Annotated in this window: 15 protein-coding genes; 6 read left to right on the top strand and 9 right to left on the bottom strand. The window is 48.7% G+C overall.

The features are described from left to right. Positions 1-27 precede the first annotated feature (27 nt). From AVZ68_RS06595 to AVZ68_RS06585, 3 genes are all read right to left on the bottom strand, one after another. Positions 28-1,239 carry an MFS transporter gene (locus AVZ68_RS06595; protein WP_059103734.1) on the bottom strand — a complete coding sequence of 404 codons (1,212 nt, stop codon included), beginning with the start codon at positions 1,237-1,239 and terminating at the stop codon, positions 28-30. Between the two features lie 220 nt (positions 1,240-1,459). Then, the gene (locus AVZ68_RS06590; protein WP_059103733.1) at positions 1,460-1,954 is read right to left on the bottom strand and encodes a YwpF family protein; all 495 of its coding nucleotides are present in this window, start codon (positions 1,952-1,954) and stop codon (positions 1,460-1,462) included. Positions 1,955-2,199: 245 nt separating this feature from the next. Further along, entirely contained in the window at positions 2,200-3,375 is a 1,176-nt protein-coding gene (locus tag AVZ68_RS06585; RefSeq protein WP_281176593.1) for a MalY/PatB family protein, read from the bottom strand. Positions 3,376-3,590: 215 nt separating this feature from the next. On the opposite strand from AVZ68_RS06585, the gene AVZ68_RS06580 reads away from it, so the two are divergent. Both AVZ68_RS06580 and AVZ68_RS06575 read left to right on the top strand, forming a co-directional pair. Beyond that, the gene (locus AVZ68_RS06580) at positions 3,591-4,214 is read left to right on the top strand and encodes a deoxynucleoside kinase (protein ID WP_059103731.1); all 624 of its coding nucleotides are present in this window, start codon (positions 3,591-3,593) and stop codon (positions 4,212-4,214) included. A gap of 11 nt (positions 4,215-4,225) precedes the next feature. Further along, complete coding sequence (locus AVZ68_RS06575) at positions 4,226-4,864, top strand: deoxynucleoside kinase (protein WP_059103730.1); 639 nt, start codon at positions 4,226-4,228, stop codon at positions 4,862-4,864. A 41-nt stretch (positions 4,865-4,905) separates the two neighbouring features. On the opposite strand, the gene AVZ68_RS06570 is transcribed toward AVZ68_RS06575, so the two are convergent. Together AVZ68_RS06570 and AVZ68_RS06565 are read right to left on the bottom strand one after the other, a co-directional pair. After that, entirely contained in the window at positions 4,906-5,373 is a 468-nt protein-coding gene (locus tag AVZ68_RS06570; RefSeq protein ID WP_059103729.1) for a DinB family protein, read from the bottom strand. A 3-nt stretch (positions 5,374-5,376) separates the two neighbouring features. Further along, positions 5,377-5,997 carry a restriction endonuclease gene (locus tag AVZ68_RS06565; protein WP_059103728.1) on the bottom strand — a complete coding sequence of 207 codons (621 nt, stop codon included), beginning with the start codon at positions 5,995-5,997 and terminating at the stop codon, positions 5,377-5,379. A 178-nt stretch (positions 5,998-6,175) separates the two neighbouring features. On the opposite strand from AVZ68_RS06565, the gene AVZ68_RS06560 reads away from it, so the two are divergent. From AVZ68_RS06560 to AVZ68_RS06545, 4 genes are read left to right on the top strand one after another with little or no spacing between them, the layout of a single operon-like run. Further along, the gene (locus AVZ68_RS06560; protein ID WP_059103727.1) at positions 6,176-6,919 is read left to right on the top strand and encodes an SDR family NAD(P)-dependent oxidoreductase; all 744 of its coding nucleotides are present in this window, start codon (positions 6,176-6,178) and stop codon (positions 6,917-6,919) included. Beyond that, positions 6,912-7,922 carry an S-adenosylmethionine:tRNA ribosyltransferase-isomerase gene (locus AVZ68_RS06555; RefSeq protein WP_059103726.1) on the top strand — a complete coding sequence of 337 codons (1,011 nt, stop codon included), beginning with the start codon at positions 6,912-6,914 and terminating at the stop codon, positions 7,920-7,922. The genes AVZ68_RS06560 and AVZ68_RS06555 overlap by 8 nt, the downstream gene beginning before the upstream one ends. Further along, positions 7,919-8,311: a VOC family protein gene (locus AVZ68_RS06550; protein ID WP_059103725.1), complete on the top strand. Its 393-nt coding sequence runs from the start codon at positions 7,919-7,921 to the stop codon at positions 8,309-8,311. The genes AVZ68_RS06555 and AVZ68_RS06550 overlap by 4 nt, the downstream gene beginning before the upstream one ends. Then, a complete protein-coding gene (locus AVZ68_RS06545; protein ID WP_059103724.1) occupies positions 8,312-9,037 on the top strand; it encodes an arylamine N-acetyltransferase in 726 nt (241 codons plus the stop codon). An 89-nt stretch (positions 9,038-9,126) separates the two neighbouring features. Here AVZ68_RS06545 and AVZ68_RS06540 read toward each other — a convergent pair whose 3' ends face one another. The 4 genes from AVZ68_RS06540 to AVZ68_RS06525 form a co-directional block, all read right to left on the bottom strand. Further along, complete coding sequence (locus AVZ68_RS06540; protein WP_059103723.1) at positions 9,127-9,774, bottom strand: response regulator; 648 nt, start codon at positions 9,772-9,774, stop codon at positions 9,127-9,129. Position 9,775: 1 nt separating this feature from the next. Further along, a complete protein-coding gene (locus AVZ68_RS06535) occupies positions 9,776-11,218 on the bottom strand; it encodes a GAF domain-containing sensor histidine kinase (RefSeq protein ID WP_059103722.1) in 1,443 nt (480 codons plus the stop codon). Positions 11,219-11,488: 270 nt separating this feature from the next. Further along, positions 11,489-12,787, bottom strand: coding sequence for a group II intron reverse transcriptase/maturase (gene ltrA / locus AVZ68_RS06530; protein ID WP_059103721.1), 1,299 nt, complete (start codon positions 12,785-12,787; stop codon positions 11,489-11,491). Between the two features lie 753 nt (positions 12,788-13,540). Next, positions 13,541-14,464, bottom strand: a complete 924-nt coding sequence (locus AVZ68_RS06525) for a glycine betaine ABC transporter substrate-binding protein (protein ID WP_059103720.1) — start codon at positions 14,462-14,464, stop codon at positions 13,541-13,543. Positions 14,465-14,629: the final 165 nt, after the last annotated feature.

Here is a 14,629-nt window from a genome sequence, read left to right as displayed (position 1 = left end):
ATAGCGTGATTCGTTCTGATTCGTCCATTATTGCCACGTTTGCTTGAATGCCTGCTGTGGACGAATGCCCCAGAAAACAATGCCGATCGTTAAAACCACAAGCAACGCGTGGCCCGCGAACGTCCAGAAGTGACTGCCTTTCATGAAAATCGCAAACAGCGGCGGCCCCCCGGCTACCCCGACGAACCGCATGCTGTTGTAATAAGAGGAAACCGACCCCCGTTGTTCTGACGGAATTCCCTCTGTTACAAACGCGTCAAGACAGGGCAACGCAGCACCGATGCCAATTCCACTGGCAAACAGCGCTGTCAGCATAATGTAAAGATCTTTGTTGAAAGAGACTACAAAAATCGATACCGTGAGCAAACTTAGCCCAGCAACAGTCATCCACTTCATTTTTAGCTGATCCTGACCAATGATTCTTCCCGTAGCAAAAGAGGCAAGACAGAGAGCCATCAGAGGGAAAGCAAGAATCACGCCTTTTTGGACGCCGTGAATATTGTACGTCTCCTCCAAATACGTTGATAAATAAAACAGCACCCCAAATAAAATGTACATGCACACACCGCCAATAAAAAAGACGGCGTAGAGCCAGCGCCCTTCCCGTTTGAACAGCTTTTTTATAGAGGAAAGAAACTGCGGCAACGGTTCTGGCTTTGTTTTCAGTGGAGGTGTTTGGACTAAAAAGAGCAGAAGTACAATGGAGATCAAACAAAAAATCGGGAAAGCAAAAAACGGCATATACCAAAGCATGGCAGCAAGCGCAGCTCCAAAAATGGGGCTAAGCACTTTCCCAAACGTATTCGCCGTTTCAATTAAACCAAGCCCCTCACTCACTTGCTGCTTATTTTTGAACAAATCTCCAACAAACGGCATAACAATCGGGGCTGCCCCCGCGGCCCCGATTCCCTGCATTAAGCGACCGATGATGAGGACCCAGTACGGCTCTTCCATCTTCCAGGCCGCAAGTCCCGCAATAAGTCCGCCAATCCCAGCAACGATGAGACTGGGGATAATCACCTGCTTACGCCCAATATGGTCCGAGAGATACCCGGCAATAGGAATACAGAAAATCGCCACCACTGAATAAACCGTAATCAATAAACTCACCATGAAAGAACTAAGCTCCAGTTCCTTGCCGATTGTTGGTAAAACGGGGATCAGCATGGAATTGCCGAGCGTCATGACAAGCGGTACAGAGGCAAGCGAAATCAGTCCCCATGTATTTTTCTCTTCCACAGCGCGTGCGCTCCTTTTTTCGGTTCGTTTTTTCTTTAGTATCTAGAAAAAAAGGGGGTCCTATTCAAATTTGTTGGAGGTGGACAGCAGAAGGGAGGACCACTTCTTACTTGAGCAGTACCCGGCTCTCCTCGTTTGAAACGTAAAACGAAAAGCGCGGCGGACGGGACTGCTAGAGAAAAAAGACCCGAGAACTCATTCTCAGGTCTGCTAGCAGTCTTTAGAGTAGCTGGTATTTATTATTTTGTTTGAATGCATTGTATACCTCTTCAATCGTTCGGTCAGAGTACGCTTCAAGCTGTTCCACACGTTTCCTGAACTCAATAAGCATCTCTTCTTTTTGCTCGTATTCCTCTTCAAGCAAATCTTCAAAGATATCTTCTAGGATATCATCTCTGCCAAGGACGATTTTCCCTTTTAAAACAATGCTCATGTCTTTCTCTAAATCTGTCGTCGTTTCAATCGTTGTAATCATTACCGCAGGGTGGTTGTTCTTACTTGTAATAACGACACTAACCAAAAGATGTCGCTGTTCTTCTAGTTCCTTTTCAAAAAAAGGAGCATGTTCCTTCGGGACAACGGCATCAATAAACCATGTCGCTTCTTCATTTTCCATATTAATAATCAACCCGTCATTTAACGGAATATGGTGTTGCTGCACCGATCCCTCTTTTCCGTCAAGTACGTGAAGTGTATACAGCTTAAATGTCTTCATGTTGACCCTCTCCCCTCGTGCACTTTTCCTATTTTCAACGGAAGTTCGTGCTGGCGTTGTCCGACCCAGGCTAAGAGTGCCTTTTCCCTGGCAGTTAGCTGTCTTCCAAGTTTGACACTGATCTCTGCGGCAAGTTCAAGGCAAAGGCCATCTGAAGGCATTGGCATATGATGAACGACTCCTTTTTTACGTGTTCGCGACGATGCACTAGACATATGACAAGTCAAACAGATGGTTGTTCCTCGTTAAAACCCTCGCTTCTCGTAAGCAGCCTTAATGCGGTTGAGCCCTTCCATCAAGGTCTTGCGAGGAGAAGCCAGATTCAATCGTTCAAAATGCTCGGCTTCCTCGCCGAAAATTGGGCCATGGTTTAGCGCCACTTTCGCTTCTTTAATTAGCCACTCTTTTCGCTCGTTCGCGCTTAACCCAAGCTCCTCACAATTAAGCCATAGCAAGTACGTGCCCTGGGGCTTTACAACTTTGATTTTCGGCATATGATCTTCTAAAAAGTCACGAGTAACTTCATAGTTGGTCTGGATGTAGCTCATCAGCTGCTTCAACCACTCCCCCCCATGGCGATAAGCAGCCTCGGTCGCGACTTCAGAAAACATATTGGGGCCGTTCATGAACGTTCCCGCTAAATCACGCCGGAGCTTTAGCCGCAGTTCCGGGTTTTCAACGATAATATAGGCTGCTTGAATGCCCGCAAGATTAAATGTTTTGGTCGGAGCAAGCGTCGTGAACGTCCGTTTAGCCATCTGCTCATTAACAGAAGCAAAAGACGTATGCGAATAGCCGTCATACAACAAGTCGGCATGGATCTCGTCGGAAATTACATACAACTGATGCTTTTCGCAAACAGCAGCGAGTGCAGCAAGCTCCTCTTTGCTCCAGACCCGACCACCAGGATTGTGGGGGTGGCAGAGAATCAGCATCTTTGTATCTTCCGTAATCGCTTCTTCTAGCTGTTCTAGATCCATTTCATACTGCTCGCCCGTAAAATGAAGCGGGTTCTTGATCACAGTGCGATTGCTTTTTTGAATCACGTCATAAAACGGGTAGTACACTGGCGTCTGGATGATCACTTCATCTCCCGGTTCCGTAAACGCTTTGATGATATTGCTAAGTGCAGGCACAACCCCGGTAGTATGAACAATCGCCTTTTCGGAAACTTCCCAGCTGTAGCGGTCCCACGCCCAGTCTACAATCGCTTCGTCTACCCCAGTGGCGTGGCTTGGATACCCATAAATGCCGTGCTCCACTTTTTCTTTTAATGCCTCAATGACTGGTTCTGGAGCGCGGAAATCCATATCCGCCACCCACAGTGGAAGCAGATCCTCCTCACCAAAACGCTCCTTTGTCGCGTCCCATTTCATTGAGTTTGTTCCTCTTCGCTCAATTACTTCATCAAAACGTTTCATTTTCTCATACTGCATCAGGCTTCTTGTACAGCGTCCGTCAAGAGTCTTGCAGCCTACCTCCCTTACGCTCATTCTTCTCATTGCTTATGGTTTTTCTATACTTAAATCATAACACAGGATTGAAACACTTTCCGCTTAAACCGATCTAAACAAAAACACAGCCTCCGTGGTACACTAATAAACGATATATGCTAGCTGTGAAAGGAGTCCTCATTATGCACACCCCTTTTGTTTCCGTTGAAGGTGCAATTGGCGTCGGAAAAACCACACTTGCCACTGCGCTGGCCCATCATTACAATGCTACATGCCTACATGAAATCGTCGAAGAGAACCCGTTTCTCGAAAAATTCTACGACAATATGAACGAGTGGAGCTTTCAGACAGAAATGTTTTTTCTTTGCAATCGATTTAAGCAATTGGAAGATATGGAGACCGTGTATTTACGCAAGGCACAGCCGGTTATCGCCGACTACCATATCATTAAGAATCTCATCTTCGCTCACCGCACACTTCCTCGGAAGAAGTTTCAAAAATACGAGCGCATTTATTCAATTTTAACAGAGGATTTGCCAAAACCATCCATCCTGATCTATTTGCGCGCAAGTCTTCCTACGCTTTTGGATCGTATCAAACGTCGTGGACGAGCCTTCGAACAGGAGATCGATCCTGAGTATTTAGAACAGCTCTCTCATGACTACGATGAGGCGATGAACTTTCTTCAAAACGAAGGCACCACAAAGGTGATTATTGTTGAAACGGATCATCTGAACCTCGCGGAGAATAGCGAAGATTTGCAGAAAGTGTTCGATCAAATGAACCCGTATTTATTACGTACATAAGGAGTATTGCAATGTCCACCATCATTCCATCTAATGCCATTATCACAGTCGCTGGCACGGTTGGCGTCGGCAAGACCACAATGACTCAAGCGCTTGCCCACGAACTGCAGTTTAAGACGTCTTTCGAGAAAGTTGATAACAACCCTTACTTAGATAAGTTCTACGCTGACTTTGAGCGCTGGAGTTTTCATTTGCAAATTTATTTTCTCGCCGAGCGCTTTAAAGAACAAAAGCGCATGGTGGAAGAAGGGGGCGGCTACGTGCAGGACCGTTCGATTTACGAAGACACAGGCATTTTTGCAAAAATGCACGCCGACAAAGGGACGATGACACAAACCGACTTTGACACCTACACCAATTTGTTTGACGCGATGGTCATGACGCCATTCTTTCCTCGTCCTGACGTGCTCGTCTTTTTAGACGGGGATCTTGATGCGATTCTCTCCCGTATTCATTCGCGCGGGAGAGAAATGGAGAAACAGACACCGACTTCCTACTGGGAGGAAATGTACGGACGCTATCAAAAATGGATTTCCGAATTTGACGCATGTCCCGTGCTAAGACTCAATATTAGCGATTATGATCTCCTAAGTGATCAGAACTGCATTAGCGAGATTGTTGGCTTTCTTGGAGAGAAGATTCAGCGTTAAGGGGAGGGAAAAGCACTTGAGGCGCCTCAAGTGCTTTTTGCTTACTGATATAGACCCTTTCCAATCAAGTTTGCACTAACAGGCGGCGCCATCCCAAGGTCTCGGGACCAGATCGATAGCTGCCCAACATGGTGAATCTCGTGGGCGATGACATGGCGGATGATTTCTCCTTTGTAGAAAGTTTCGCCTGACCAAGGCACATAGACTTGCTCCAATTCAGCCTCCCCCGTCCACGCTCGCAAAAAAGCATGATTCTCCTCCATGTATTTTTCAGAGAGCTCGCGTAGGTCACCGACCGTGCGTATCTGCTCAAATGATACAGCATCATCCGCGAGCTCCCGCACACACCGAAGCCAGCTGTACTCGGCGTCAATAACATGGAAAAGGGTTTGAAAAATGCTGCCCACGCCCCCTGTTCTCTCCTGCCTTAGTTGTTTTTCTGTGAGTGATTCACACCACTTCAGCCAGTGATTACGGACGTGCCAATTATATAAAAATAACTTTTCCAATTTTCATCCTCCTTTAAAAAAATACTCGCCCACGCGCACCCGGCCTCGTTCACTTTCAACCGCTTCAAGCTTCGGTACCGCGGCCGCTTTCTCTGGATATACTGGTGTTTCAATGAGCGCAGCGGCCTCATCCAACCTTCCTCTTCTGATGTGCGAAATTAGTTCCTCCATGTCCTCCCGTAACAGAAATCCTACACCCGTTTTTGAGGCCAGCTTCCAGCATGACTCTGTGACCGCCTCAGCGGAAGTGATCACCAGCCCCTGGTCCGCTTCATAGAACGACTTAGCGCTATACACTTCCTGCACGGGTCCGAGGCCGAGCTTGGCCTGGTAGCGCTTTGCCTGCACAACGACTCGCTCGCCGTTGTCGTTCAGAAACAATAGGTCCGCACCAAAATCACGGCTTTTCTTTGTTGGGTATGTATCAAATCCAATCGCCGTAAGCAGCACGACCAAATAGTCCTCAAACTCATGCCCGTCCATCCGATCGATATCGCGCAGGGAAATTTTCGATACGTCGTAGCGCTTACGCCGGTTGAGGTGGCGTATAAAGAGGACGGCAACGAGCGCAAAGACGAGGAGGATGAAGGCAACTATCCATCCCTCTATTGTCCAACCCTCCATAGCCTCACCACTTTCTTCCTTTTGCTTAAGTGTACCAGATCGAACGTACTTTCGTACACTAAAAGATGTAGGCACTTTCACGCTAAATGTCTACACTACTTCGCACCCCTAGTTGGACGCACCGGCTCCTTCTATTGCTTACACTAGTTGTAATCCCGCACCTAAGGAGGAATACGCAATGGATCAGAAAAATCAACCGGTTCTAATGATTACTGGCGCTTCAAAGGGGCTGGGCCTCGCCCTCGCCACCTATTACGGAAAAAGGGGCTACGCGCTCGCACTTAGTGCCCGCGGTGCTGCCGAATTACAATCGTGCGAGGAGGCTTTGCGTGCAAAGGGCATCTCCGTCCTGGCCGTGGCCGGAGATATGTCCCAGCAGGCAGACGTCGAGCGTTTCGTCTCCCTTACCGTCGAGCGCTATGGCAGAATCGACGTACTCATCAACAACGCTTCAATATTTGGTCCCGGACCGACCCTGCTGCTCGATTATCCGCTCGAGCCCTTCAAGGAGGTGCTGCTGACCAATACGCTGATTCCTTTTCTCGTAACTAGACAAGTGCTCCCAATAATGTTTCAGGCAAACACCGGCGTTATCATTTCGCTAACGTCTGAGGCAGGGCATACCGGATTTGGCGAGTGGGGAGCTTACGGAATCTCCAAGTTCGCTGTCGAAGGACTAACGGAAACATGGGCAGATGAACTGGATGGCACAGGCGTGCGCATGCACATGGTGGATCCTGGAGAAATGGACACCGAGATGCACGCCGTCGCAGTCCCTGACTGCGACTATGAGCTTGCAAGGCCGGAGGAGCGCTTAGCCGTTTTTGATTATTTGCTACAAAACGCATCTCCCGCCAAAAACGGAAGTAGGGAAGAAGCGATGCTTTTTGCTACAAAAGAAGAAGGTGTTATGGATGACTGAGCCCCTTTTTACAGCGGCCCCTCTTGATGCGAGCGCCCCGCCTGAAGAACGGGGACACACAAGGGAAGATGTGCGTCTGCTCACCTACGACACCGAAAGTTACACGATAAGTCATGGACGCTTCCCCCAAATTGGGGAGCAGCTAGAGTGTGGGGACGTGCTCGTGTTAAACAATAGCCGCACGATCCCCGCTGTACTCAAATCGTTGGATGGAGTTGAAATCAGACTCTCGCGTCAAGTGGCCGAAGACTGCTGGGATGTATTGTTCCCAGCAGGCCCACCGAGTGATGCCATTCTCCAATTCGCTGGCGGACTCTCGGCCCGGCGCCTAGGCGCCGGAAGCGAACCACCGCTTTCCCGTGTTCGTTTCAGTCGGAGTGGCACGCGCTTCCTGCATTACCTCTATTCCTATGCAGATACCATCCGCTATGAGCACGTCGCAAAGCCCTGGCCTCTTGAAAGCTATCAAACCGTCTTTGCCAGCGCCCCAGGTTCCGTTGAGATGCCCTCTGCGGGCCGGGCGTTCACATGGCGTTTGCTTCGTAAGCTCGAGGAAAAAGGCATTCAGCTGGCGTTCATTACATTGCATGCCGGACTGAGTTATTATGAAGATGATCAATGGCCAACGCCAGCATTACACCCTGAGGCTTTCCATGTACCCCCTGAAACGGCACAGCTGATTCAGAGGGCAAAAAAAGCAGGCAGACGAGTTGTGGCTGTTGGCACAACCGTCGTGCGAGCACTCGAGAGCGCTGTCCGTACAAATGGGAGAATCGAGGGCCATACCGGTCTCACCTCTCTCTATATTCATAAAGACTACCCTCTCTCAGTTGCCGATGGCCTGCTTACCGGTTTTCACGAAGCCGAAGCAAGCCATATCGATTTGCTGCAGGCGTTTATTCGAGAGTCCGATTTGCCGCTCCTGTATCAGGAAGCGATGCAGAGGCAGTATCTCTGGCATGAATTTGGCGACATGAACCTGTTGCTGCCCGGAAGTCCATGAAGTTTCACCATATAGGATTTCCCGTCACAGACCTGCATCATGAAGTGTTGACTTTCCAGCGAACATGGGGCTTTCAACTGGAAGGCGTTTATGAAGCGGCGGGGGAACGGTTTGCGTTTGTGCAAAAGGGAGCGGTACGAATTGAGCTGGTGGAAGCTCTTTGGGGCAAGGAGGAGAGTATGCCACACGTAGCAATAGAGCTAAACAAGAAAGAAAGCGAGATAGAAATCGTTCGACAGATGTTAACTAGCTGCGGTTTTGTTCAGAACAGCGAACCATTTGATCTCTCGAACGGCCTTATCTCGTTCTACTTCGAACAGGCGAATGGATGTGGGTTTGAAATGATAATCCGTGACAGGGGATACAACAAAAGTTTAGGAGGAGTTTGAATGCATCCGAGTACCAAAGACCAATATTTATCAATACTAGGCATTGAAAAAGAGCCGCCTACCTTTGGTTTCATACGGAAATTATGTAGAGCACATCTGCAGGTGTTTCCTTTTGAAAATACGAGCAAAAAACTGGCTGCACGTAACGGCAAAACGGAGATTCCTTCTGTTGAAAATTTTTTAAATGACTACGAACAATTCGGCTATGGCGGAACATGCTATGTGCTGAATGCCAGCTTTCTGCAGTTACTTCAAGCGCTCGGCTTTCGCGCACGCCCGCTCATGCTCTCTCATATTCACCTAGCGATTCTCGTTGAAGGTTTAGATGATGAGCCTCTCTATATCGACTGCGGCTCAACCGCACCACTGTTTGACGGGCTCTTCCTCAATAACTCTGAATCTGTATTTACGAGTTTTGGGAGTGACCGTCTCGAAATCACGCCAACAGGCCCACCCTCCTTTCTCTATACGCGCTTTCGAAGTGGGAAGAAGCAGACACCACAATGGACGTTTCAAACCGATGAGTTCTATAGCCTTTCTGATTTTGATGAAATCGTCGCTGACTCCTTTGCTAAGGACGCTACATTTATGACGATCGACCGCTACCAGCGGTGGGACTTGCGCCATAATCGATCCATTTCCTTTATAAACGGCGAGTGGACCTACTTCTATGTTGACGGGAACAAGGAGTGCGTCGAGGCTCCACCACCATATGAACGGAGATAGGGGATACGTTAAAAAATCGGTGGGGGCACGTAACTTTTTGCCGCGGCCTCCCCGTACCACCTCAACGATTTTCTAACTTTCCCTTGAATTCAAAATACACTCGGCCGTGCCACCCCAGCTTGAATCGCAAAGAGTGCCGCCTGTGTGCGGTCATGAAGCTCGAGCTTACCAAGCACATTCGACACATGGGTCTTGACCGTTTTTTCGGAGATGACGAGTACGTCGGCAATTTCTTTGTTGCTTCGCCCTGTACTGATTTCACTAAGCACCTCTCGCTCTCTTTCCGTTAACCGTCTCAGCTTTTGCTGTATCTTGTTCCCTGGCTTTGCTACGTGTGTGAGCACATGTTTCATGATGCTTGGATGAACAGCGTTTTCCCCGTCATGAACTGCATGGATGGTCTGCAATAACATATCAGGTGCAACGTCCTTCAACTGGTAGCCCTGGGCCCCAGCCTGCAAGGCTGGAATTACCGTCTCCTGATCAGAGAAACTCGTTAAGATTAAAATTCGTGCCTTTGGGTCGAGGCGGAGAATTTCTTTTGTTGCGTCAATCCCGCTTAAGACGGGCATGTCGATATCCATAAGGAGGACATCAGGCTGATGCTCAACATACAGTCGAATCGCTTCCTCCCCATTGCCCGCTTCAGCAACCACCTTAATCTCAGGGGAGGACTCCAAAAAATAGACAAGACCTTTCCGGACAACGTGATGATCATCCGCCAGCAGAAGCTTCATGTTACTCACCTCTTTCCATCGGAAATTCTACGATCCATGTTGTTCCTCTTCCTTTCCTACTATAAAGCAAGGCAGAACCGCCCAGACCCTTCGCCCTCTCACGAATCGTCTGCAGCCCGAATGCCTGAGGATGAAGTGCGGTTCGCTCCTCAAATCCTTTCCCCTGATCTTTGATCTTCACTTGAATACGACCAGCGTTTTCCGAGATCGAGAGAATTGCCCCGGCAACACCGGCATGCTTTTTGCTATTGTTGAGCGCTTCTTGAACAATACGGTAGAGGTTTTCTTCTTGCGCCTTTGAGAGCGGTGGCTTGTTGGTTCTCTCTAGAGAAACCTCAACACCGATCAGTTGCCCGTAGCGGACGACGGACTCAGCAAACCCCGCTTCAAGCCCTTCGCCCCGTAACTCTTGTACGACGGCTCTCAATTCCTTTAGTGCTTCTTGTACCGTATCCGTTACTTCCTGAAGCCTCTGCTTCGTCTCTCTTTCCTCTGTACGTATCACCAGACCCCTGACTGTAAGTTGAACGGAAAAAAGTAATTGATTGACCGAGTCATGCAGTTCTCTCGCCAGACGGTGGCGCTCTTCGCGCTTGGCAAGCTCTTCGCTTGCTTCAGCAATTCGTTTTCGCTCTACGTGAAGGGCTATGTGTTCGACCAAATAACGAGCGACTTCTTCGGTTAGTTTTGTGCCTTCTTCCTCAATGGCCAGGACAATCTGAGTCTTGCCAACCGCCGCCTTTTTTTCTACAACTCTGCCGACTTTACGTTCAAAGACGTCGCCAACGCTCGTTTCATTCACCTGCAGCTGAAGGCGAGAATAGTGAAAATAGGCTTTTATAGAAGTCGCCAGCTTTCCTAGCTCCCACCCCTCAGCTCTTGTATGCAGCGTATGTAAAAACTCCCCCAATCTCTCAAAAGCGAATGCTCGTTTCGCTTCTTTTTCGAAAAGGTGAAGCCTCTTAAGCGCTGTGCCAATTTGATAGGCACTCGCCTCAAGAAGCTCGAGCTCACTGTCGCCGAAGTATAGTTTTCCAGGCAGGGCCACATTGAGGATGCCGAGGGGTTCATCCCCGGCAAGAATCGGGACTGTCGCATGGTGAGTAACCCCTTGCGTATCTCCCCAGACCCTCTCAACCGCCCGTTCCAGACGCTGGCACTCGATCATATTCACAGCCCTATCCAGCCTCCCATGCAAGAATTGACTTTTGCACCAGCAACCACCTTCCTTTAGCGGCTTGCAGGAGTCACGAGAAAGAGCGGGGGGCACCCCGTATTCAGCGGCAAGCTGATGCTCCCCTGTAGGGCTGACCAGAAAAATCCAGCCGCATGTGAAACCGGTGATTTCCAGCAGGCGGGCAAGCACCGTTGACAGCATCGACTCCGTGTCCGTCCCCTCATTCAGTGTCTTGGAAATTTCCTTCAGTGTGGCTAACACATTCATCCTCGTTCATCCCCCTTTGAAAGCCGCACAAGATTCCGGTCTATTTTCAGAGAAGGTAGTAGACTCGTTCACCTCCGCCGCATTATTTTGTATGGACAACCACCAAAAAGAGAAACACCCCCTATTTTTCCAATCGTCTCAATACCACGCCTTCTTTCTCATTCTTGTCCTTAGCATACCACTCTTTCAACGCACGAGGCACGAAAAATGAGCAACCGAGTAGGCGTAGCCATTACTGACTACGCCTCTCACAGATCCACACGTGCGGGTCTACGCATGTGGCTCCTCCCATGTATCCCTTTTAGAGATAAGATCTTGATAGACTGATGTTAAACTGACAAGATGTAATTCTTTAAAATAGTCATTATCAAGGGAGACATGTACCATCGGACTCTTGGAGCTTCGCCAGGCGAACATGCGAATCCCTCGCAGTTCGTCTTCTTTCCATCCTTTGCTTCTTAATGCACGATGGAGGCTTTTGACGTGGCGCCAGCTTCGCAACTGCACCATGCGCAATCTTCGACGTATCCATGCATCCCAGCCCTTAAATTTACTTTTGACATGACCATGTCGAAAGTAGTTCGCCCATCCTCGAATATAGGGATTCAATCGGTCTTTGATGAGGGTTTTAAGATCAACCGTTTGATTCCGCCTGGGGAGTTCCTTCACTCTTTTCTTGAATTTCGCTTCCTTCTTCGGGTCGATTCTTCGGATGTGCTTGTAGAATTCAAATCCTAGGAACGTAAAGGATTCTTCTTTTACATCAACGACTTTTGTTTTCGTCGGATGCAAGGTTAGTCCCAAGTCATTTTCAAGGTAGCGGGTCACGTTTTTCATTACTCGTTCCGCGCCTTTCTGACTTCGACACAAAATCACAAAGTCATCCGCAAACCGAACGATGCGATGTCCTCGCTCTGTCATTCGTTGATCCAGCTGATGCAGGTAGATATTTGAAATTAATGGACTAAGGACCCCGCCTTGGGGCGCGCCTAAAGGCGTTTCCTCATACAAGTCCCCTTCCATCACACCGGCTTTCAGAAATTGCTTGATGAGTTGAATGACGGAGCCATCCGTGACTCGTCGTCGGATTTGAGTTTCCAGTAGATCATGCGGGATCGTGTCAAAATAACTTTGCAAGTCCGCGTCAATGACGTACTCATATCCTTCTCGAAGGTGTTTACTCACCTGGTCGAGCGCCATATGTGCGCTGATATTTGGGCGGAATCCATAACTGCACGGTAGGAAGTCTTCTTCAAAGATTGGCTCAAGAATGTTTCGAATCGCCGCTTGCACGACTCGGTCTTCAACCGTTGGAATGCCTAACGGACGCATTTTCCCATTCTCTTTCTCAATCATCTTCCGGCGTACAGGTTTTGGGCGGTAGCTCTTTTCTTTCAGCTTTTGTTGGAGCACTTCTAGATGGTCCTCCAACTTCGCTTCATACCCTTTGATCGTGACCTTGTCCACCCCGGGCGCCCCTTTGTTGGTCTTGACTTGACTAAAAGCATCTCTCAAGTTTGCTTTGGCAAACACTTTGTCGTACAGACTGTACCACACGCGTCCTTTCATCGGTCTTCTCTCCTCTTACGTCAGTGCTTTCGTTTCTTCTCTGTTTCTGTTTCTCCTTTGGGACGACAGATTCCACAAGTCGGTTAGCTCATCCGCAGTCCTTGCTCTCCTGTCATCGGCGATGGACGGTGTACCCTTCTGTTCGACCCCGGCATCAGTCCTCTTTGACTCTTGTCCAGTTTCTGCCCATTTCCACAGACATCCGAAAGTCTACTCACGTTGATCTTTATGGGTCACGCCCTTCACACGAATTTTTTCTGCCTTTTGGGTCAGAAATCCTAACGGTATCCTCGTACCGTTTCACTCATGTGCTGTCCTCACTTCTGTTGCCAGAAGGTCTTCGGCATGAGCTTCTTCACTACTATGGCGATCTCTGACTTCTCCCTCTCATCTCGATACCCTTGGCCTAGCCTTGCGATATCAATACCCCTCTGGGAAGCAGGGAGACCTCAATGGGTCACATCATACACTTTCTCCCTAAGCCAGCCCTCCTCACACTTCGAGCTATCAGTTATTCGGACTTCCTGTTTTCTTGCACAGTCATCCAGCTCTCGTGCCAACATGGGATATTCAGCTCTGTTCAGGGGTTTGCCTTCAGATCCTCCGCACGTTCCCTCACGGCCAACGCACTATCTGTTAGCTAATGCTTCCCGGCTGTTCGGGCGCATTCGGGACTTGCACCCTATAGCGTATGTGCTGCCACTCGCGAAAGAAAAAAGGAAGGCCAGAGCCTTCCTTGATTTCCTTCTTCCCTTAGTTTGTTGGCAGCTCTTCAATCGAATCAATGTCCATATATTCAGGGACAACAAGACCGATCGCCACTGACCCTTCAAGATTTTCTCCTAGATCAACGACATCATCTTGATGATCTTCATAAAACGATCCATGTGTGAGTGGCAACCAAGCAGCCGTTGATGCGTCAGCTTCACCACTGGACAATGCTTCCCACATTGGACCATTCTCCACACTCGTCATTGTTACATCATAGCCAATGCTCTCAAGTACAATCGCCACAACGTTTGTAGAGGCCACTTCAGAATCCCACTGGACATATACAAGTTCAATGGACTCGCCATCTACTTCATCAACGCCGTCCGTCCACTCCGCTACAGTGTCCTCATTTGCATCGACCCAGTTTTGGGCAGCGACCTCTTCCTCTTCACCTTCAGCAATTTCAACCATGATTTCACCCATGTCGTCTTCGTGCCAGAAGAAGTTGTCTAGTACTTGATGAGCTTCAGGCATATCTTCTTCAAGGCCAAGACGGGTCATCGTATGGATGGACTCTTCCCCTCCAAAAACTCCTTCAGGATCCTCCAAGTACTTCAAGTCGTACGTGGTAAATTTCCAGTGAGGCGTCCAACCTGTAACAACGATAGGCTCTTCATTTTCAATGGCGTCACCAAGTTGTTGAGTCATGACAGCCCCCGAGCTTGTTTGCACATCAATGGCCAAATTATACTCTTCCACGGCATCTTCGGCAGCTTCTACAACGCCGGCACCCGCGTCGATACCAGTGATCACTTCAAGATCTTCAGCGGAAGCGGAAGATCCGTTATCGTCTCCGCCGTTGCCTGTGTCCCCATTTTCGCCTGTGTCGCCATTGTCATCTCCGCACGCCGCAAGCGTAACAGCTAACGTAAGACTCGCGGTCATTCCAACATGTTTCCACTTCATTCGTAATTCCCCCTAATGTTTTTGTAGATATGTGAAGAAGGACGGTTTAGAACCTTCCTTCTGGTCACCAAGTTTGTAAAAGTGATCCCCTTAAACGCGTAAAAATCTATAAAGGTAAGATTTTCTTACTCGAAAGTACAGCCACTTCATCAAGGTTGTACAATT

The organism is Shouchella shacheensis (assembly GCF_001484965.1).
GTDB classification, from domain to species: Bacteria; Bacillota; Bacilli; order Bacillales; family Bacillaceae_D; genus Shouchella; species Shouchella shacheensis.
The sequence above is the reverse complement of the archived record's forward strand: the minus strand, read 5'-3'. Positions and strand labels throughout refer to the sequence as shown.